Below are 20,178 nucleotides of genomic sequence, written 5' to 3' on the forward strand. Positions count from 1 at the left end.
TCACGTCCCGCAGAAGGTGCGCGCGACGGCTTCGTCGGGGCGGGGGGCGGCCTCGAATGCGGCGAATTCGGGGGCGGGATCAAATGGGGCCGCCAGCGCGGCCATCAGGGTTTCGAACGGCGCGAAATCGTCCTCCACGGCGGAGGCGATCATCGCTTCGATCCGGTGATTGCGTGGAATGCGGACGGGGTTTGCGGTGGCCATCACCGCCTCAGGGTCTCTCTCTTCGGCAAGGCGGGTCTGCCAGCGTTCGGACCATTGGTCAAAGGCCAGAGGCTCGGTGAATTCGGCCCGCGCGGTGCCTGTTGAGAGGCCACGGAAGGTGCGGGTGAAATCGGCGCGCTCCACCGCCATGCGGTTCAGCAGATCCTCGATCAGGGCGCGATCCTCGGGGCGCGGGGCCGTAATCCCGATCTTACGCCCGAAAAGCGCCAGCCACTCGGCCTGAAACACCTCGGTAAAGCCTCCGATGGTGATGGTTGCAGCCTCGATCGCGGCCTCGCGCTCGCCCATCAGCGGCAACAGGCATGACGCAAACTGCGCCAGATTCCAGGCGGCAATCTGAGGCTGCGCGCCGTAAGCATAGCGACCATAGGCGTCGATCGAGGAGAACACCTTGGACGGGTGATAATGGTCCATAAAGGCGCAAGGCCCGTAGTCTATCGTCTCGCCAGAGATGGACATATTGTCGGTGTTCATCACGCCGTGGATAAAGCCGACCGAGAGCCAGCGCGCGATCAGCCGCGCCTGCGCCGCGACGACCGCGGTGAGCAATTCCAGCGGCGTTTCGGCCTGCGGGTAGTGGCGCGCAATCACATGATCGGTCAGCAATTGCAGCGCCTCGGTGTCTTCGCGCGCGGCGAAATACTGGAAGGTGCCGACGCGGATATGACTGCTGGCCACGCGGGTCAGAATGGCGCCGGGGCGGGCAAAGCCGTCGCGGTAGACCGCCTCGCCGGTCAGGACCGCCGCCAGGGCGCGCGTTGTCGGAATACCAAGCGCGGCCATCGCCTCGGAGACCACATATTCGCGTAAAACCGGCCCAAGCCACGCCTTGCCGTCGCCGCGCCGCGAAAACGGTGTCTGGCCAGACCCCTTGAGCTGAATGTCGAAGCGGGCACCATCGGGGGCAATGATCTCGCCCAGTAAAACCGCACGCCCGTCGCCAAGCTGCGGCACCCAACCGCCGAACTGGTGGCCCGCATAGGCCTGCGCCAGCGGCTCGGCACCCGAGGGCATAGCATTGCCCGAGGTCATCGCCAGCCCCTCGGGACCAGCGATCCAATCGCCGCCAAACCCCAGCCTCTCGGCCAGCGCCCCGTTCGCCGCTATCCGCTGCGGAGCGGGTGCGGCATCAGGCATCTGGCGGGCAAAGAAACGCGCGGGGAAACGGGCGTAGCTGTTATCGAATTTGGCGGTCATGCGCGCCTCCTGTTCCCGATATAGGGCGGACGACCCCGTGGCCCAAGGCTAAAGCCGCGCGATCCGTTCGGTCAGAAGCGCATAGAATCCGTCGGCGTCGATCTGCCCCATGAACATCGCATTTGCCGGGCGGTCGGTCACATACCACCAGTCCGCGACGGTCATCCCAAGGGTCAGCTCCGATCCGGTCTCAACGGTCACATTCACATGCCGCCCCGTGAAGAGCGCAGGCTGCAACAGATAGGCAATAACGCAGGGGTCATGCAAAGGCGCGCCGTCCGAGCCGTATTTCTCCATGTCGAAGCGTTCGTAGAAATCAGTCCAGCTTGCGACGGCTTGCCCCGCGCGGGTGCCAAGGGCGCGGAAGGCTTCGATCCGTGCACGGGTGGTCAGCGCCCGATGCGTCACATCCAGCGGCATCACGACCAGCGGAACCCTTGATCTGAACACAATATCAGCGGCTTGCGGGTCGACGTAGATGTTGAATTCCGCTGCCGGAGTGACATTGCCAACCTCGAAATACGCCCCGCCCATCAGAACGATCTCGGCAATCTTCGGCGCAATATCGGGGGCGCGCTGAAGCGCGGTTGCGATATTGGTGAGCGGCCCCAGGGGGCACAGCGTGACCGACCCGGCGGGGTGTTCGCGCAGCGTCTGAATGATGAATTCGACCGCGTTGGTGTCTTGCAGGGGCATCGTGGGCGCGGGCAACTCGATCCCGTCAAGGCCGGTCTTGCCATGCACATATTCCGCCGTGACAAGCGGGCGTTCCAGCGGGCGATCACAGCCCGCAAAGACCTTGATGTCAGGCCGCCCCGCCAGCTCGCAAACCTTGCGTGCGTTCAGCGCGGTCAGGGGCAGCGGCACGTTGCCCGCGACGCAGGTGATCCCCAGAACCTCTAACTCGGGGCTGGCCAGCGCCAGACAAATGGCCACCGCATCATCCTGGCCGGGGTCTGTGTCGATAATGATTTTGCGCGTCATGAAGCCTCCTGTCCGGGGCCGAGAGTGACAAGCCTGCGCGTCGATGTCCAGCCACACGCGCGCCCTAACTTGGCCACATTTGATTGTCAGAGTTTGGTTAAAGACACGGGCTAATCCCGGAAACAATTGGGGGCAAGGATGGGCAGATCCGAGCATCATATCTTTCTTTCGACGCCGATGACCGCGCCGCTGATGTCTGCGCTGGCGCGCAGCCTTTCCACGGGGCGCAAGGCGCTGCGGCGCGCAGGCCACGGCGAGCCGGTTTTAGGGCCGGGGGCGCATGGCGGACTGCATCTGGATGCGGCGGTTTTCGGCTCGGCCGAGCAGGGGCTGGAGCGGTTCTTCATCGGCTGTGGCGCGCGGGCGCGGGCCTTTAAAGAGCAGATCAACGGCCCCGTGGGGCGGCTGGTGATTCCGCTGCCGGGCTACGAGGCGATCTATCCGCATCTGTGGCGCGACCTCGCCGCTGCGCAATCTGTCGCGCCGTTTGCCGATTTGGCGCCCGCCTTGGCCGAGCGTCAACGCGGCTGGATCGAGGCAATTTCCGAGATCGTGGCGGCCTTCCAGCCGCGCGAGCTGATCTTGCTGACGGGCGAAGTGACGCTGGCCGAGGCTGCCGAGGCACTGGCTCCGGGGGCGGCGTTGGACCTTGCGCCGGTGCCGGTGCGCAAACTGCCCGAGACGGGGCTGGCGATGCTCCAGCGGCTATATGCAGATGGCGTTACGCCGCCCGCGCGCCAGATCCGCCGCCTGATGCAGTTCCACGCGCGCCTGCCGCAAACCGCTCCGGTGGCGGCGTTTGATCCGCTGGTCGCGGTGCGCCTCCAGCGCCGGTTCGCGCATGAAATTGAAAGGTTTGCCGCGCATCCGATGGTGCGGATCGGCGTGCCGCCCCGCCTGTCTGTCGTCGCGGCATGAAAAAAGCCCCGGATTTTTCCGGGGCTTTTGTTTGATACCAGATGTTTAGCCGTCGAAGTTCACTTCTTCGATCAGCTTCAGAGCTGCGGGACGCAATGCCGCCACATCGACAAGGCCAAGGCTGTCGGGCGCAAACTCGCCCCAGCTTGCCACCAGATCCGAGCGCTTCACGCCCTCGCGCACGGGGAATTCGTGGTTGGTTTCCGCGTAGATTTCCTGCGCCTCGGGGGAGACCAGAAACTCCAGCAACTTCAGTGCCTCGGCCTTGTTCGGCGCGGCCTTGGTCATCGCCACTCCCGAGATATTCATATGGGTGCCGTCGCCCTCGAAGGTCGGGAAGGTGATGCGCACCGAGTTGGCCCATTCGATCTGCTCGGGGTCGGCCATCATCTGGCCCATGTAATAGGTGTTGCCAAGCGAGATGTCACACTCGCCCGCCCAGATGGATTTCACCTGCGAGCGGTCGTTGCCTTCGGGCTTTTTCGCGAGGTTGGCTTTGACGCCTTCAAGCCATGCGCGGGTGGCCTCTTCACCGTGGTGGGCCAGATAGGCCGCCGTTAGCGCGACGTTATAATCCGAGGTGAAAGAGCGCGTGCAGATGCGGCCTTGCCACTTCGGATCGGTCAGATCTTCGTAGGTTGTCACTTCGCCATCCGCCACGCGCTCTTTCGAGGCGTAGACGATGCGCGCGCGGGTGGTCAGGCCGAACCACTGGTTGTTCGGGTCTCGGAAGGCGGGCGGAATGGTGGCCAGAAGGGCGGCATCCTCAACCGCTTGGGTCACGCCAGCCTCGACCACCTGATTGAGCCGCGCAATATCGACCGTCATCACAAGATCGGCAGGCGAGCGCGAGCCTTCGGCCACAAGGCGCTCGACAAGACCTTTGTCAACGAAAGCGACGTTAACAGCGATGCCGGTTTGCGCAGTGAAGGCGTTGAACAGCGGCTCGACCAGCTCGGGCTGGCGGTGCGAATAGACATTCACGTCGGCAAGGGCGGGGGTGGCGGCCAGAAGGGTAGAGGCCAGAAGAATGCGCGCAGTCATATTTGACTCCTTTACTCGGATATTGACGCGCTTAAACAGGATTCGCGGCGCGCGGTCAATACCTGAGTGAATAAATCGGTTATTATTTTAGGTGACAAAAAAGGCGCCCGAAGGCGCCTGATTGTGGCTTGCTCAGCCCGCTTTGAAATGTTTGCCCAGTTTTAGCCCCTGGCCCTGATAGTTGGACTTGAGGTCCGCGCCATACAGGCGCTCGGGGCGGTCGGCCATGCGTTCATAGACCAGACGCCCGACAACCTGCCCGTGTTCAAGCACAAACGGCGCCTCGTGGCAGCGCACCTCCAGCACGCCCCGCGAGCCATGCCCGCCCGCCGCGCCATGCCCGAAGCCGGGATCAAAGAAGCCTGCGTAATGCACGCGGAACTCGCCCACCATCGCCAGATAGGGGGCCATTTCGGCGGCGAAATCGGGGGGGATGGTTACAGCTTCGCGCGACACCAGAATATAGAACGCGCCCGGATCAAGGATGATGCGCCCGTCGGTGGTGCGAATCTCTTCCCAGAACTCCGAGGCCGGATAATGCGCGATCCGGTCAAGGTCGATCACGCCGGTATGGGGCTTCGCGCGGTAGCCGACAAGGTCGCCCTCGGCCGGTTTCAGATCGACCGAGAAGCCAAGACCGTGGTCGATCACCGCCTCGCCATCGACCAGCGGCTCGGCGGAATGGAGCGCCTTCAGTTCGGCATCCGTCAGCGCGGCTTGCCCTGCGCGGAAGCGGATCTGGTTCAGCCGCATCCCGGGGCGCACCAGCACCGAGAAACTGCGCGGGCAGATCTCGGCATACAGCGGGCCGACATAGCCTTCGGGGATACGGTCGAACTCGGTCCCGTCATCGGTGGTGACACGGGTCAAAAGGTCCAGCCGCCCGGTCGAGCTTTTGGCGTTCGCGACTGCGGTCAGACCGGGGGGGAGCGCCAAGCTCTCCATCAGCGGCACAAGGTAAACGCAGCCCTTTTCCAGCACCGCGCCATTCGACAGGTCCATCCGGTGCATCTCGAATTCCGCAAGACGGGCTTCGACGCGGCGGCCCTTGCCCGCAAGAAAGGAGGCGCGCACGCGGTAGGCCACGCGGCCAAGACGCAGGTCAAGGCTGGCGGGTTGGATCTGTTCGGGGATAACCGGCTCGCTGGCGGTAATCTCGTCCCGCGCGATCATCTCTTTCAGGGCGGAATCGGGCAGGACACCCAGCATCATGGCTCAGCTCTCCTTGGATATGCGAACGCCCACCCCGCGAAACGGGATGGGCGTTTTCGAGATGGTCGGGCCGGCGAGATTCGAACTCGCGACCTTCCGCCCCCCAGACGGACGCGCTAACCAGGCTGCGCCACGGCCCGACGAGGCGCATATAGGCGCAAGGCGGGGGCAGGTGCAAGCAACAAAACGCATTTTCCGTCCACTCGTTTCAGGGGCGTCAGTCTTGCAACTGCTGCGGCGGCGCAAGAAGCCTGTCGTGCAAGGCCGAAAGGCGCTTTTTCTGCGCGCGCAGGGTCTCGATCCCGGCGGCATCAAAGAGGTCCGGCGTCAGCGCGCGCAGACGGTTGCCCGTGGTGGGGGCGGCTTTTTCCTTCGGCGCTGGTTTTGTCAGTTTGAGACTCACCACCTCGGAGCGAGGCGCGGCCTCGTGAGACACATCCTCCGCCATCGGAGCTTCGGGCGCGTCCTCGCCAAAAAGCGAGGGCTGTGACCAGTTGCCCGCTGAAACCGGGGCGTCCTGTTCCGGCAGATCTTCGGGGTCGGGCGGGAAGGGGCTGTCCTGCGCGGTTTCCGGCTCGGGCGTGGCGGATTCGGGCCATTGCGGCGAAAGGTCTGGCGCGGGCATGGCGGGCGGCTCTGGCGTGGTGGCGGCAGGGGGTATCGCATCGCCCTCAAGGTTGCCAAGCGCCGCCACATGGCGCACGCCCTCGGCCTTAAGCAGCTTTTGCGCCTCGCGGATCGGCATCCCGTCCTCGTGCAGAAGCTTGCGGATACCGGCGATCAGCTCGACATCCGCCGGGCGGTAATAGCGCCGCCCGCCCGCCCGCTTCACGGGTTTGATCTGCGTGAACCGGCTTTCCCAGAACCGTAGCACATGGGTCGGCACGTCCAATAGCTCTGAAACTTCCGAAATCGTCCGGAAGGCGTCGGCAGATTTGGCCATGGGCCGCCTCCGTTACTTCGCGTTGCCCTCGACGACGCGGTCTTTCATGAGATGCGAAGGCCGGAACGACAGCACGCGGCGCGGGCTGATCGGCACTTCTTCGCCAGTCTTGGGGTTACGCCCCATGCGCGACGACTTCTCGCGCACGGAAAACGTGCCGAAAGAGCTGATTTTCACGGTTTCTCCGCGCACAAGCGCGTCCGACATATGCTGCAGAACGCTTTCGACAAGCTGCGCCGACTCGTTACGCGACAGACCCACTTCGCGGAACACAGCCTCGCTGAGGTCCATGCGGGTCAAGGTGTTGTTCGTCATATCATCCCCCCGGATTACACGCACCCACGATGGGGCATCGCAAATCCCGAGTCAATATCAATGGCTTGCAAGGCACTTTTGATATGTCAGATTGGTGAATTACCAGCGCAGAACGACCGCACCCCAGGCAAGCCCGCCGCCGATGGCCTCGGTCACAAGCAAATCACCCGGTTTGATCTGGCCGCGCTGCTTGCCCACCGACAGCGCCAGCGGGATCGAGGCCGCCGAGGTGTTGCCGTGGTCCTGCACGGTAACAACCACGCGCTCCATCGGCACCTGCATCCGTTCCGCCGTGGCCGAGATGATCCGCAGGTTCGCCTGATGCGGCACGATCCAATCGACATCTCCGCCCGACAGCCCGACCTTTTCCAGCGCGTGATGCGCGGTTTCGGCAAGCTTTTGCACGGCGTGTTTGAAGACCTGATTCCCCTGCATCCGCAGGTGGCCCGACTGGCCGTTGGTGGACACGCCGCCATCGACATAAAGCAACTCGCGGTAGCGCCCGTCCGAGTTCAGATCGGTCGCCAGAATGCCGCGATCTTCGGTCGATCCGGTGCCGTCCTGCGCCTCGAGGATCAGTGCCCCGGCGCCATCCCCGAACAGAACGCAGGTGCCGCGATCGGTCCAGTCCATGATGCGCGAAAACGTCTCGGCACCGATTACCATGACGCGCTTGGCTTGCCCCGAAAGGATCATCCCGTTCGCGTTCGCCAGCGCGAAGACAAAGCCCGCGCAAACCGCCTGCACATCGAAGGCGAAGCCGTTGCGCATGTTCAGACCGGCCTGAACCATCGTCGCGACAGAGGGGAAGGTGAAATCGGGCGTCGAGGTGCCCACGATCACCGCGTCAATATCCTCGGGCGTCAGCCCCGCATCGGCCAGAGCCGCCTCGGCGGCCTTGATCGCAAGCTGCGAGGTGGTCTCGCCCTCGGCGGCCAGATGGCGCCGTTCGATCCCCGAGCGCGAGCGAATCCACGCGTCCGACGTGTCGAGTGTGGCTTCGAATTCTGCGTTCTCGACCACGCGCTCGGGCAGGTAATGCCCGACGCCTCGGACCACGGCTCTGATTGTCATGCTTGCGTCTCGCCTGCGGTTTTGGTTTCCGTTGCGGCATCCTGCACCGGCTGTCTCGCCGAGGCAACCCGTGCTGCCATCCGCGCGCTAAAGCCGGATTTTGCCAGCTTTACCGCCAGATCAAGCGCCGCCGCAACACCCGTCGCATCGGCGCCGCCGTGCGATTTCACGACCGTGCCGTTCAGACCCAGAAACACCCCGCCATTCGCGCGGCGCGGGTCGATCTTGGCCTTGAGTTGCTTCAATGGCCCCATTGCGAGCAGCGCGCCAAGCTTGGACAAAAGCGTCGCGGTAAACGCCTCTTTCATCAGCTCGCCCGCGAATTTCGCGGTGCCTTCGCCGGTCTTCAGCGCGATATTTCCGGTGAACCCGTCGGTCACGATCACATCCACGCGGTCCGAGGGCAGATCGTTCCCTTCGACAAAGCCGACGAACTCAAACTCGCCTGTGCTCTGGTTGGCCTTGATCAGGTCGAAGGCGGCTTTCAGTTCCGAGCCGCCTTTGTGTTCCTCGGTGCCGACGTTCAGCAGTCCCACGCGCGGCAGGCCAAGGCCAAGCGCGTTGCGTGCGTAAGAGGTGCCCATCAGCGCATAGGTCAGAAGGTCAGGGGCGTCGGCTTTCACATCGGCGCCCATATCAAGCATCACGTTGAAGCCAGCGGGATTGCGCGACGGCCAGAACGAGGCGATCGCGGGGCGGTTCACGCCCGCCATCTTGCGCAGCCGCAGCATCGAAATAGCCATCAGCGCGCCGGTATTGCCGCACGAAACCGCCACCTCGGCCTCATGCGCGCGCACGGATTCGACCGCGGACCACATCGAGGTGTTTTTACCCGTGCGCATGACCTGCGAGGGTTTGTCCTGCATCGTCACCACGTCTTGCGCGTCGCGCAGGGTGCAGATGTCCGACAGGCGAGCCGCCGCGATCAGCGGCGCCAGCTCGGCCTCGCGGCCATGAACGATGAAATGAACGCCGGAGTTGTGCTTTGCGGCCTCGGCAATACCGCCAACAATCGCCGCAGGGCCGCGGTCGCCGCCCATCGCGTCAACTGATATGACAACGGCGCCGGCAAGCGCCGACGCCATGTCTTGATCGTTCGCAGTCTTATCCATGCCGGTGGTGCCTTTCGTGCGGTCCTTGCAGAAGCTCCTGCATAAGCGACGGTCCGTCAGGCAGCCTCCGGAACGAACTTATGCTGCGTCTTCGTCCAGGTCGACTTCTTCTGCGACTGCGACGATTTCACGATCGTCGTAGTGACCGCAAGCGCCACAAACGTGGTGGGGGCGCTTGAGTTCGCCGCAGGAGGGGCACTCGGCCGGGTTACCAGCGACGAGAGCGTCATGTGCACGGCGCATGTTGCGGCGCGACCGCGTGACTTTATTCTGAGGGACAGCCATGTCTCAACCTCGGTGTTCGGGGGTCATAAGACCCTGATTTCACGGGAGTATCGTCACTGGCGCCATAAGCGGGCCGGGTGCGAACCCAAAACTTCGAATGAGGCCGGGAACATAGCGAGATTCTGTCACGGCGCAAGGGGTTTCTTGAGTATATCTCGCATCCCCCCGGGAAATTCGTGTTAGTCGTTGTTATCGCTTTCATTTTTGCCGCCCGAGAGCAGGTTTTTAAGGTTCGCGAAGGGGCGGGTATCCTCGTCCGTCATCGGTTTGATGCCCGGCTCGGTGACCTGTGCCTCGCCAAGCTCGGCGCCCTCGGCGCGCGGAAACAGCGGCAGCGCCAGTTCCAGCGCCTCAAGCGCGACGGCGGCGGCGTCGATTACCACGGGCAGGGCTTCGATGCTTTCGTCCTCGGGCATCTCGGTCTCTTCGGCGGTCGGCATCTCGTAGCCCGCGATATAGTGCCGCGTGACGGCTTCGTTCAGATTGGTTGTAACTGGCGCAAGGGTGATCGCGCAGGGCTGCACGACGCGCGCCGAAAACGTGCCCGTCAGCGTGTAATCGCGTTTGCCTGCGGGGCGCAACTCGCCCTTGAACGACAGGCTTTTCAGCGCGTCGATCCCCGCCCATTCGGCAATCTGCGCCCGCGTTGCGGCATCGGGCGAGATGTCAAAGCGTGTCGCTTTGCGGCCGGGCAGGTCTGCCACGCGGAACGGGTGGCTCCAGGGCAGGTCATTGTTGGAAATCGGGGCGTCGCTCATATCGTTCCTTTCACGGATGGCGCATCGTGCTTGAGGGCGGGGCGCTCATGTTGTAATCGGGATAAAAGGCTGGAGGCAGCGAGGCAAGGGGGTCGGCTTGGGCAAGACTATGATGACACGGCGCGGCGCGATGATTGGCGCTGTAATTGGTGTGCTCGCCGTTTCGGGCTGCTCGGCGGTTTACACCAATCACGGCTATATCCCGAGCGACGAGGATCTGGCGCAGATCGAGGTCGGTGTGTCCACCCGTGAGGATGTTGGCACGGCGATCGGGCGGCCGTCCTCTTCGGGGATTCTGGAAGGCTCGGGCTGGTATTACGTCGGCTCGCGCTGGAAGCAGTTCGGCGCCCGCGCGCCGCAAGAGGTCGATCGTCAGGTTGTCGCCGTGTCCTTTGATGACAAGGGTAAGGTCGAAAATGTCGAGCGTTTCGGTCTTGAGAACGGGCAGGTTGTGGTGCTGTCGCGCCGCGTGACCGAGACCTCGATCAAGGGCGTGGGCTTCCTGCGTCAGTTCCTCGGCAGCTTCGGGCGCGTGGACGCGGCGCAAATCCTCAAACGCTGATCTGATGCCCGGTATGCGGGCGGGCAGGGGGCATGGAGTTCGGGTTCGAGAAAGGCCGTTACCGGGTGCGCCTGTCGCGCGCGCCCAAGGATATTGCGGCGGCGCAAGACCTGCGGGGGCGGTGCTTTCGGGGTGGTGCCTCGGATGCGGATGCGTTTGATGCGCGCTGTGACCACCTGCTGATCGAGGATATTGCCTCGGGCGACCTGCTGGCCTGTCTGCGGCTGTTGCAGGTGGCGGGAGCCGATCTGCAAACCACCTATTCCGGCGCGCGTTACGATCTGGCGGCCCTGGCGGGGCTTGAGGGGCCGTTTCTGGAGCTAGGCCGCTTCTGCGTGCTCCCCGATCTGCGCGACCCCGATATTTTGCGCCTTGCGTGGGCGGGCATCACGCGGCTTGTGGATGCGCGGGGCGTGCGGTTTCTGATCGGGTGCTCGTCGTTTTCTGGCACTGACTGGAGGCCCGTGCGCGATGCGCTGGCGGTGCTTGCCGCGCGCCATCTGCTGCCCAAGGCGCGGAGCGTTGGCAAGCGCGCGCCCGAGACGCTGGATTATCCGGCGCTGGTGGGGCCGGTGTCGGCGCCCGAGCGCGCCTTGCCGCAAATGCCGCCCCTGCTGCGGTCTTACCTCGGGATGGGCGGGCAGGTCAGCGACCACGCGGTGATCGACCGAGACCTGAACACGCTCCACGTCTTTACCCTGATCGAGACCGCCACCATCCCCGAAGCCCGCGCCCGCGCCCTGCGCGCTGTGGCGGGGTAACGGCCTCGCAAGCTGGGAGCTGCCCTGCCGCGGACGACAGCTAAGAGCCCAATTTGATTGATGCAGTAAAGTCTACGAATCACCGCTTCTGGAAACTTTCTCCCAGACTAGCGCCTCAAGATTGAGCAAGTAAGTCGCCCGATTATCTTGATAGCCGGGCTCGGTTTTGCCACCTATGACAACTATCCCCTTTTGCGTCAACTTGGCTTGGTGTCTATGTATCCAACCTGGAAACTCACCGGTGGTATCAATCTTGGTGATGCTAAAATCACTCAGGGCTAGGCAATACACCGGCGTTGTGTCCGATCGGCGTTCCCTCGAGTAGCCCAGCCCACCAACAATCCATATCGTATCGCCAACCAATGTCGCGGAGTGAAAGTCCGTTGGCGGAAAAATCGACGTTGGATAGAAGAAAATGCGTGGGGGCGCGTCTGGCGAATAGACGGTGACATCATTGAAAATGACGAATTCGCTCATGTAATGATCTTCGTGCTCACCGCCGATCTGAACCCAGCGACCGTCTTCAAGCTGCGTTGTCGATTGCCCGAAACGGTCTGCCGTCCAGATAACGTCTGGCAGTCCCGGAAACCGCTGTTGCATGTTATACGAGCTGTCTCCCGTGCGCAGCATCTCAAGGTAAAAGGGTCGGGTCCGTTCTTCGGGGTTGCTCTTGCCACGAACCTCTCCGGCCCCATCCCTGAAGCCAGGCGCTTTGACCGCTTGCTTCGGCAACAGGTAGGCCTCGGTGACAAAGCGGATCTGCTCACGTGCGAGGTCTTCGAGGTCATTCACAGTCCAACCTGCCTCTAGCAGCGCTGCGATATAGGCGCGGATTGCGGGATTGCCCTCGGCATCCCGTATGCGCTCCGGATTTTCGGTGAAAGGCGAAATATCAGTGATCTGGTGGACGTCAGCGCCCTGCCCGATGAGCAGTTTGAGCATTTCAACGTCGTATGTCTCAAGCGTCGCATCAAGGGCAATGTCGCGCCGAATACCATGTGTCAAATAATCCATAAAACAAGCCGGTGAATAATGAACACCTTTATCATTATGATAAATCTGGTATCATTATGATAAATCTGGCAGAAAAATGGCTTGTCTCAAACTGATCGACTGAATTCATGATCGTATTCGGATACGGCGGCTGGTCCGATCAACTTTATTTAGCTGAATGGTTTAGACTTGGCGGAAAAGCAGACGTTTGGGTTGCTGTATCAAGCGGCAGCAATGTCCCGCACTCCCGCCATTAGGGCCATCCGCGAGTGTTGTTGATGCCACCGCTCTGACCGGAGCAGGTTTTGCCTGCTCCGACCCGATTTAGGGTCCGGACTTACCTCGCCAGACGATCCAGAATACGCGCCCAGGACCGCATCCCTTTGTGGAAGCTTTGCTGGTCGTATTTCTCGTTGGGCGAATGGATCGCGTCGTCATCATTGGCGAAGCCGATCAACATCGCGTCCATTCCAAGGATTTCCTTGAAATAGCCCGCAATCGGGATCGAGCCACCCATGCCGACGATCACGGCCTCGCGGTTCCATTCATCTGACAGCGCCTGACGGGCGGCCTCGAACTCGGGCCGCGCGGTGTTCATCACCGCCGCCGGAGAGCCTTCGAGGTTGTTGTCCCATGTGATGCGGGCATCCGTGGGCAGGCGGGCCTCGATATGGGCGCGCAGCTTCCGGCGCACGTCGTCGGGGTCCATCGCACCGACAAGACGGCAGGTGATCTTGCAATGCGCCTCGGCCGGGATCACGGTTTTCGACCCCGCGCCCTGATAGCCGCCCCACAGGCCGTTGATCTCGATCGTCGGGCGCGCCCATTGCTGTTCCAGCGTGGAATAGCCCGCCTCGCCATGCGCGCGGCTCATACCGACACTGCCCAGATACTCGGCCTCGTCAAAGCCGCAATCCGCCCATTGAGCCTTTTGCGCGGGCGTCACCTCCGGCACACCGTCATAGAAGCCCTCGACCGTCACGCGACCCGCATCATCGTGGAGCGAGGCGATCAGCCGCGAGATCTCGCGCAGCGGGTTCAGGGCAGGGCCGCCGTAATGGCCCGAGTGCAGGTCGATGCGCGGCCCATGCAGGGTGAATTCATCTTTCAGCATCCCGCGCAACTGCCCCGCGATCGAGGGCACACCGAGCGAAACCATCGAGGTGTCGCAGATCAGCGCCAGATCGGCGGTCAGCTCGGCGGCATTCTCTTTCATGAAAGGCACAAGCGAGGGCGAGCCTGATTCTTCCTCGCCCTCAAGGAAAATGGTCAGATTGCCGGGCAGGGAGCCGTTCACGTCTTTGTAAGCGCGGCAGGCCTCGATGAAGGTCATCAACTGGCCCTTGTCGTCCGATGACCCGCGCCCGCGGATCACCTTGCCCTTGGCGGTGTCCTCGATCGCCGGGTCGAACGGATCGCGCGCCCATTGCGACAACGGATCGACCGGCTGCACGTCATAATGGCCATAGAACAGGATATGCGGCCCCGCGCCTTCATGGCGGGCCACAACCATCGGATGGCCCGGTGTCGGGCGTTTTTCTGATTTGAAACCAAGGGATTGCAGGTCACGCACCAGCCAGTCAGCCGCTTGCTCGGTGTCGGCGTCAAAGGCCGGATCGGTCGAGATGGAGGGGATGCGCAGAAGCTCCATCAGGCGGTCGGTTGCCTCGGGGAGGGCGGCGTCAATGCGGGCGAGAACTTGCTCAAGCGACATGGGGATACTCCTGAATTTGCGCCAGAGCCTAGCGTTCCGCGCGGCAGTGTCCAGCGCCCGAACCACGCGCAAACGTGGTAAAAGGTGATTTTTCGCGGCATTTTTGGCTTCCCTTGTGAAGTTTTTGACCTTTATCAAGGTGGCGCGTATGCAGGGCCGCTACGGCTCGTCCCAGCGAACAGGCAAGGAAACCGGCAATGAACTACGATCTCGCACTCGACCAGGCGCTGCAACGGCTGCATGACGAAGGCCGTTACCGGACCTTCATCGACATCGAGCGCGAGAAGGGCAATTTCCCGAATGCCATGTGGAACCGCCCCGACGGCAAGCGTCAGGAAATCGCGGTCTGGTGCGGGAACGACTATCTGGGCATGGGCCAGCATCCGGCGGTTCTGGCCGCGATGCACGAGGCGCTGGACGCGGTTGGCGCGGGCTCTGGCGGGACGCGGAATATCTCGGGGACGACCGCCTATCACAAGCGGCTTGAGGCCGAGATTGCGGATTTGCACGGCAAGGAGACCGCGCTGGTGTTCTCGTCGGCCTATATTGCCAATGACGCCACGCTTTCGACGCTGCGCATCCTGTTCCCCGGCCTGATTATCTATTCGGACGAGCTGAACCACGCTTCGATGATCGAGGGGATTCGCCGTGGCGCTGGCCAGAAGCGCATCTTCCGCCACAACGATCTGGACCATCTGCGCGAGCTTCTGGCAGCCGATGATCCGCAGGCACCCAAGCTGATCGCCTTTGAGTCGATCTATTCGATGGATGGCGATGTCGGTCCGATCGAAGGCTTCTGCGATCTGGCAGATGAATTCGGCGCGCTGACCTATCTCGACGAGGTCCACGCGGTCGGCATGTATGGCAAGCGCGGCGGCGGTATCTCTGAACGCGACGGGATCGCGCATCGCGTCGATATGATCAACGGCACGCTGGGTAAGGCCTTTGGTGTGTTCGGCGGCTATGTCGCAGCCTCGGCCAAGCTGGTCGATGCGATCCGCTCCTATGCGCCGGGCTTTATCTTCACCACCTCTCTGCCGCCTGCGATTGCGGCCGGTGCTGCGGCCTCGATTGCCTTCCTGAAGACGGAAGAGGGGCAAAAGCTGCGTGACGCGCAGCAGCTTCACGCAAAAATCCTGAAGACCCGCCTGCGCGGGCTTGGCCTGCCGATCATTGACCACGACACCCATATTGTGCCGGTTATCATCGGCGACCCGATCCATACCAAAGTGCTGTCGGATATGCTCTTGTCGGACTTCGGGGTCTATGTTCAGCCGATCAACTTCCCCACCGTTCCGCGCGGCACTGAACGGCTGCGGTTCACACCCTCGCCGGTGCATACCTCGGACCAGATCGACCATCTGGTGAAGTCGCTCGACAGCCTCTGGTCGCGCTGTGCGCTGAATCGTGCCGAAGAGAGCGCTTAAGCACTTTTCCGCGAGTGCAAAGCTCTCGGTCCTGTGGTAACTCTTTTGTAATGATGAGCGTATTCAGTTCGCGAATCGACATTTGTTCGCGAACGGGGCAGGAACGGGCAGCATGATCGGGCGGAAGAACCAGCCTCCTGCGAAGGAGGCGTTCAAACCCAAAGGGTTCGATGATTTCGAGCTTCGCTTAGGCGATCTGATGCGTGGCGAGCGGGCAACGCTTGCCAAATCGCTGCTTGATGTCCAGCGTGAACTCCGCATCAAAGCCTCGCATATCGCCGCGATCGAGGCGGCGGATGTTTCGGCCTTTGAAACCCCGTCTTTTGTCGCCGGATATGTGCGTTCTTACGCCCGCTATCTGGGGATGGAGCCTGACTGGGCGTTCGAGCGGTTCTGCATCGAGGCCGATTTTACCCCCACGCACGGTATGGCTGCTGCGGCTTCGGGGCCCAAGGCGCCGAAGCCCGTTATGGCCGAGCCTTTGGCAAACCCGAACGCCTCTTTCGTGCCGCGCACCGAGGCGATCTGGACCAGGATCGAGCCGCGTGCCGTTGGCTCGCTGCTGGTGCTGCTCGCGCTGGCGGGGGGGATTGGGTATGGCGGCTGGTCGGTCCTGCAAGAAGTGCAGCGCGTGCAGCTTGCCCCTGTCGATCAGGCGCCCGGCATCGTTGCCGAGCTGGACCCGTTGCAATCGGTGACGCCGATCGAGGTGGCAGACGCACAGGCGCTGGACATCCGCCCGCAGATCGAGACCACGGATCGCCTGTATCGTCCGCAAGCGCTTGATGTGCCCAAGTTTGTGTCGCGCGACGGCCCGATTTCCGCGATCGACCCGACTAACACGGGGCTTCTGGCGGCTGCGGATACGATGGCCTCGGACGATACGACGGCTGGGACCACTCTTGCCGCGATGCAGCCCGTGCGCACGCTGGCTGAGGATGCGCCTGCGGTCGAGATTCTGGCTGTGCGGCCCTCGTGGGTGAGCGTCGTGTCGGCGGATGGCTCGGTAATCCTTGAAAAGGTTCTTGATGCGGGCGAGCGGTTCGCTTTGCCCAAGCTGGAAAACGCCCCGGTCATGCGCACCGGCGAGTCGGGCGCGATCTATTTCGCGGTGAATGGCGTGGCGCATGGGCCTGTCGGTTCGCGCGGCCAGGTCACAAAGAATATCGAGCTTTCGCCCGAGTCGCTGGCCCAGACCTATGCGGTTGCCGACATCGCGAAGGATCAGGATCTGGCCACGATGATCGCCGTGGCCGACGCGTCGCGCTCGATCAAGGGGGCGATGGCGGGGCAATAACCCTTGCAATGTCAGGTAGAACAGCCGTTGCTCTTCCGGGGTGGCTGGCCTAGGGTCCGGCCGAGTTCCGAAGGAGTCTGTCCCATGTCGCACAATCCTATTCGTCCCTGGCGTAATATCTATCGTCGCAAGTCCCGTCAGATCATGGTGGGCAATGTGCCGGTCGGGGGGGATGCGCCGATCTCGGTGCAGACGATGACGAATACCGACACTTCGGACGTGCGTGCGACGCTGGATCAGATTTTGCGCGCGGCAGAAGTCGGGGCGGACATCGTGCGGGTATCGACCCCGGACGAGGCTTCGACGCGGGCGCTGCGCGAGATTTGCCGCGAAAGCCCTGTGCCGATCGTGGCGGATATTCATTTCCATTACAAACGCGCGATCGAGGCTGCCGAGGCGGGCGCCGCCTGCCTGCGGATCAATCCGGGCAATATCGGGGACGCTGCGCGCGTGAAAGAGGTCGTCCGCGCCGCGCGCGATCATGGCTGTTCGATCCGTATCGGCGTGAACGCGGGCTCGCTTGAAAAGCACCTGCTGGAGAAATATGGCGAGCCGTGCCCCGATGCGATGGTGGAATCCGGTCTCGACCATATCAAGCTGTTGCAGGACAATGATTTTCACGAGTTCAAAATCTCGGTGAAAGCGTCGGACGTGTTTCTGGCATCCGCCGCCTATCAGGCGCTGGCCGATGCCACGGACGCGCCGATCCACCTTGGCATTACCGAGGCTGGCGGGCTGATGGCAGGGACGGTGAAATCGGCCATCGGGATGGGCAACCTGCTTTGGGCGGGGATCGGTGACACGCTGCGCGTGTCGCTGTCGGCCGATCCGGTGGAAGAAGTGAAAATGGGCTTCGAGATCCTGAAATCTCTGGGGCTGCGCACGCGGGGTGTTCAGATCATCTCGTGTCCGTCCTGCGCGCGTCAGGGGTTTGACGTGATCAAAACGGTCGAAGCGTTGGAGAAGCGGCTGGAACACATCAAAACCCCGATGAGCCTGTCGATCATTGGCTGCGTGGTGAACGGGCCGGGCGAGGCGCTGATGACGGATATTGGCTTTACCGGCGGCGGGGCTGGCTCGGGGATGATCTATCTCGCGGGCAAGCAGAGCCACAAGATGAGCAACGAGCAGATGATCGACCATATTGTCGAGCTGGTTGAAAAGCGTGCCTCGGAGCTTGAGGCAGAGGCCGCAGAATAACCGATCCGCCATCAAGGGGATACGAAAACGGGGGGCATCGAGCCCCCCGTTTTCGTCGGGGGACTACGCCCCCGCTGTCTGCACCCGATCAGTCGCGCTGGCTGTCGACGATCGAGGCCATCGTCTCGTAGGGCGCGTAGCCGCGCATCATTTCCGTGCCGATCACAAAGGCGGGCGTCCCCGAGACCTTGAGGCGCGCGGCAAGCTGGTGGTTCTGGCGCAGAACCGCAGTGACGGGCTCTTCGTTCATCCGCTTGATGATAGCGTCGGCGTCCAGTGATTTGGTTTCGGCCAGACGCTTGAGGCTGTCCATCGTGATGTCGCCACGGAAGGTCATCAGCGTGTTGTGGACGTCCACGTAGGCGCCATCGCCCGCGATCTGCTGAACCGCAACAGCAAAGCGCGCAGCCAGATCGGACTGATCGCCCAGAATCGGGAACTCTTTGATGATAAAGCGGATATTTCCGTCTTCCTTCAGAAGTTTCTCGACCGCCTCATAGGCTTTCTTGCAATAGCCGCAGCGGTAATCGAGAAACTCGACCATCGTCACATCGCCCTCGGGATTGCCGCCGACCCACGAATAGCCATCCTCGAAGATGTCCTTCGCGTTTGTCTCGACCAGCGTCACATCGTCTTGGGCTTCCTGCGCTTGCTGGCGCTGTTCGAGCACGTTGATCGACTCGATCAAAACCTCGGGGTTTTCCATCAGATAGTCGCGCACGGCCTCACCGAAGGCGGCTTTTTCGCCCTCGGTCATGTCCGAAATGTCGAATGCCGAGGCGGGCAGGGCCAGCGCGGAGGAAAGGGCGAGTGCGGCAAAAATCTTGCGGGTCATAATTGTTCCTGTATCTGGCGCCCCGAGGGACTTTGGCTTGGTGCTTTGATGGCGCGTCCGGTCAGGCGATGCAAGCGAAAGCCAGGGGCTGCGACGGTGCGTCAGGGGTTGCCGCGCGGCGCGACACATCCTATCCGCGTATAAAAGCCCGCGCAGAATGGAGGCAAAACATGCGTTTCTCAAGCCGTGGTCAGGTCGATCCCTTTATTGTGATGGATGTGATGGAGGCCGCCCGCGCCGCCGAGGCGGCAGGCCGTGACATCGTGCATATGGAGGTAGGCCAGCCAGCAACCCCCGCGCCTAAAGCCGCGCGTGCGGTATTGGCCGAGCGGCTGGATGGAGAGGCGCTTGGCTATACAGTTGCGCTTGGTCTGCCCGAGTTGCGGGCAGGCATCGCGGCCCATTACAAGCGCTGCTACGGCGTCGATCTGGACCCCGCGCGGGTTGTGGTGACGGCGGGCTCGTCGGGGGCGTTTCTGCTGGCGTTTTCGGCGCTGTTCGACGCGGGCGACAAGGTGGCGCTTGGCGAGCCGGGCTATCCAAGCTACCGCCAGATCCTGCGCGCGATGTCGGTGGAGCCGGTCGGCATCCCGACCCGCCCCGAGAACCGCTATCAGCCGGTGCCGTCTGAAATTCCTGAGGGTATTCAGGGGCTTATTCTGGCGTCTCCCGGTAATCCGTCCGGCACGATGCTGGGTAGACCCGAGCTGGCCGCGCTGATGGCCGAGGCGGAGGCGCGCGATATTGCGGTAATCTCGGACGAGATTTATCACGGGCTGCATTACGAGGGGCGCGCGGTGTCCGCGCTTGAGGTCTCGGATCAGGCCTATGTCATCAACTCGTTCTCGAAATACTTCTCGATGACGGGCTGGCGGATCGGCTGGATGGTGGTGCCTGAGGCGCATATCCGCACGGTCGAGCGTCTGGCGCAGAATATGTTCATCTGCCCGCCACATGCCTCGCAGGTGGCGGCCCTTGGGGCGCTTGATGCCATTGACGAGCTAGAGGCCAACCGCGCGGTCTATGCCAAGAACCGCCAGTTGATGCTGGAGGGGCTGCCGAAGGCCGGTTTCACCAAAATCGCGCCGCCGGACGGGGCGTTTTATGTCTATGCCGATATCTCTGATCTTACCGACGACAGTCTGACATTCGCGCGGGATATTCTGGATCAGGCGGGGGTGGCGGTGACACCGGGGCTGGATTTCGATCCGCATCGCGGCGCGCAGACCTTACGTTTCTCTTACGCGCAATCGACCGCGCGGATCGAAGAAGGGTTGAAGCGGCTGCAAGCCTTTATGGCGGCACGGGGCTGACTTTCGTCT

The 20,178-nt window shown here is 62.5% G+C and carries 20 protein-coding genes and 1 tRNA gene; 7 read left to right on the forward strand and 14 right to left on the reverse strand.

From position 1 onward, the window contains the following. Together RYZ20_RS01505 and RYZ20_RS01510 are read right to left on the reverse strand one after the other, a co-directional pair. Entirely contained in the window at positions 1 to 1,422 is a 1,422-nt protein-coding gene (locus tag RYZ20_RS01505; protein WP_317670108.1) for a protein adenylyltransferase SelO, read from the reverse strand. A gap of 48 nt (positions 1,423 to 1,470) precedes the next feature. After that, on the reverse strand, positions 1,471 to 2,406 hold the full coding sequence (locus RYZ20_RS01510; protein WP_317670109.1) for a nucleoside hydrolase: 936 nt from the start codon (positions 2,404 to 2,406) through the stop codon (positions 1,471 to 1,473). A gap of 138 nt (positions 2,407 to 2,544) precedes the next feature. On the opposite strand from RYZ20_RS01510, the gene RYZ20_RS01515 reads away from it, so the two are divergent. Further along, a complete protein-coding gene (locus tag RYZ20_RS01515) occupies positions 2,545 to 3,324 on the forward strand; it encodes a hypothetical protein (RefSeq protein ID WP_317670110.1) in 780 nt (259 codons plus the stop codon). Positions 3,325 to 3,369: 45 nt separating this feature from the next. On the opposite strand, the gene RYZ20_RS01520 is transcribed toward RYZ20_RS01515, so the two are convergent. The 9 genes from RYZ20_RS01520 to RYZ20_RS01560 form a co-directional block, all read right to left on the reverse strand. Continuing rightward, positions 3,370 to 4,368 carry a Fe(3+) ABC transporter substrate-binding protein gene (locus RYZ20_RS01520; protein WP_317670111.1) on the reverse strand — a complete coding sequence of 333 codons (999 nt, stop codon included), beginning with the start codon at positions 4,366 to 4,368 and terminating at the stop codon, positions 3,370 to 3,372. A 132-nt stretch (positions 4,369 to 4,500) separates the two neighbouring features. After that, on the reverse strand, positions 4,501 to 5,577 hold the full coding sequence (locus RYZ20_RS01525; RefSeq protein ID WP_317671292.1) for a 2'-deoxycytidine 5'-triphosphate deaminase: 1,077 nt from the start codon (positions 5,575 to 5,577) through the stop codon (positions 4,501 to 4,503). 65 nt (positions 5,578 to 5,642) lie between these two features. Beyond that, a tRNA-Pro gene (locus RYZ20_RS01530) sits at positions 5,643 to 5,720 on the reverse strand. A gap of 77 nt (positions 5,721 to 5,797) precedes the next feature. Then, the gene (locus RYZ20_RS01535) at positions 5,798 to 6,523 is read right to left on the reverse strand and encodes a MerR family transcriptional regulator (RefSeq protein ID WP_317670112.1); all 726 of its coding nucleotides are present in this window, start codon (positions 6,521 to 6,523) and stop codon (positions 5,798 to 5,800) included. Between the two features lie 12 nt (positions 6,524 to 6,535). Beyond that, entirely contained in the window at positions 6,536 to 6,838 is a 303-nt protein-coding gene (gene ihfA, locus RYZ20_RS01540; protein WP_317670113.1) for an integration host factor subunit alpha, read from the reverse strand. A gap of 99 nt (positions 6,839 to 6,937) precedes the next feature. Next, complete coding sequence (locus tag RYZ20_RS01545; RefSeq protein WP_317670114.1) at positions 6,938 to 7,912, reverse strand: beta-ketoacyl-ACP synthase III; 975 nt, start codon at positions 7,910 to 7,912, stop codon at positions 6,938 to 6,940. Next, positions 7,909 to 9,024, reverse strand: a complete 1,116-nt coding sequence (plsX, locus tag RYZ20_RS01550) for a phosphate acyltransferase PlsX (RefSeq protein WP_317670115.1) — start codon at positions 9,022 to 9,024, stop codon at positions 7,909 to 7,911. Before plsX ends, RYZ20_RS01545 begins: the two co-directional genes overlap by 4 nt. Positions 9,025 to 9,102: 78 nt before the next feature. Continuing rightward, the gene (rpmF, locus tag RYZ20_RS01555) at positions 9,103 to 9,309 is read right to left on the reverse strand and encodes a 50S ribosomal protein L32 (protein ID WP_317670116.1); all 207 of its coding nucleotides are present in this window, start codon (positions 9,307 to 9,309) and stop codon (positions 9,103 to 9,105) included. Between the two features lie 179 nt (positions 9,310 to 9,488). Continuing rightward, positions 9,489 to 10,067: a YceD family protein gene (locus RYZ20_RS01560; protein WP_317670117.1), complete on the reverse strand. Its 579-nt coding sequence runs from the start codon at positions 10,065 to 10,067 to the stop codon at positions 9,489 to 9,491. Between the two features lie 97 nt (positions 10,068 to 10,164). On the opposite strand from RYZ20_RS01560, the gene RYZ20_RS01565 reads away from it, so the two are divergent. Next, entirely contained in the window at positions 10,165 to 10,629 is a 465-nt protein-coding gene (locus RYZ20_RS01565; protein ID WP_411572304.1) for an outer membrane protein assembly factor BamE, read from the forward strand. Between the two features lie 32 nt (positions 10,630 to 10,661). Beyond that, complete coding sequence (locus tag RYZ20_RS01570) at positions 10,662 to 11,390, forward strand: GNAT family N-acetyltransferase (RefSeq protein WP_317670118.1); 729 nt, start codon at positions 10,662 to 10,664, stop codon at positions 11,388 to 11,390. A 72-nt stretch (positions 11,391 to 11,462) separates the two neighbouring features. Here RYZ20_RS01570 and RYZ20_RS01575 read toward each other — a convergent pair whose 3' ends face one another. Together RYZ20_RS01575 and RYZ20_RS01580 are read right to left on the reverse strand one after the other, a co-directional pair. Then, a complete protein-coding gene (locus RYZ20_RS01575; protein ID WP_317670119.1) occupies positions 11,463 to 12,404 on the reverse strand; it encodes a Kelch repeat-containing protein in 942 nt (313 codons plus the stop codon). Positions 12,405 to 12,720: 316 nt separating this feature from the next. Next, positions 12,721 to 14,097, reverse strand: coding sequence for a M20/M25/M40 family metallo-hydrolase (locus RYZ20_RS01580; RefSeq protein WP_317670120.1), 1,377 nt, complete (start codon positions 14,095 to 14,097; stop codon positions 12,721 to 12,723). A 197-nt stretch (positions 14,098 to 14,294) separates the two neighbouring features. Here RYZ20_RS01580 and hemA point away from each other — a divergent pair, with 197 nt between their 5' ends. The 3 genes from hemA to ispG all read left to right on the forward strand — a co-directional run bounded on the left by hemA (position 14,295) and on the right by ispG (position 18,021). Then, positions 14,295 to 15,524 carry a 5-aminolevulinate synthase gene (hemA, locus tag RYZ20_RS01585; RefSeq protein WP_317670121.1) on the forward strand — a complete coding sequence of 410 codons (1,230 nt, stop codon included), beginning with the start codon at positions 14,295 to 14,297 and terminating at the stop codon, positions 15,522 to 15,524. Between the two features lie 112 nt (positions 15,525 to 15,636). Beyond that, positions 15,637 to 16,821, forward strand: a complete 1,185-nt coding sequence (locus tag RYZ20_RS01590; protein WP_317670122.1) for a helix-turn-helix domain-containing protein — start codon at positions 15,637 to 15,639, stop codon at positions 16,819 to 16,821. Between the two features lie 84 nt (positions 16,822 to 16,905). Continuing rightward, positions 16,906 to 18,021, forward strand: coding sequence for a flavodoxin-dependent (E)-4-hydroxy-3-methylbut-2-enyl-diphosphate synthase (gene ispG, locus RYZ20_RS01595; RefSeq protein WP_317670123.1), 1,116 nt, complete (start codon positions 16,906 to 16,908; stop codon positions 18,019 to 18,021). An 88-nt stretch (positions 18,022 to 18,109) separates the two neighbouring features. Here the strand turns inward: ispG and RYZ20_RS01600 are convergent, their stop codons facing one another. Further along, positions 18,110 to 18,856 (reverse strand): DsbA family protein, encoded by a 747-nt coding sequence (locus tag RYZ20_RS01600; RefSeq protein WP_317670124.1) that lies wholly within the window; start codon positions 18,854 to 18,856, stop codon positions 18,110 to 18,112. A 170-nt stretch (positions 18,857 to 19,026) separates the two neighbouring features. Between RYZ20_RS01600 and RYZ20_RS01605 the strand changes: the two genes are divergently transcribed. After that, entirely contained in the window at positions 19,027 to 20,169 is a 1,143-nt protein-coding gene (locus RYZ20_RS01605; protein WP_317670125.1) for a pyridoxal phosphate-dependent aminotransferase, read from the forward strand. Positions 20,170 to 20,178: the final 9 nt, after the last annotated feature.

Origin of the sequence: Pseudothioclava alba (genome assembly GCF_033100795.1) — a bacterium.
Lineage (GTDB): Bacteria > Pseudomonadota > Alphaproteobacteria > Rhodobacterales > Rhodobacteraceae > Pseudothioclava.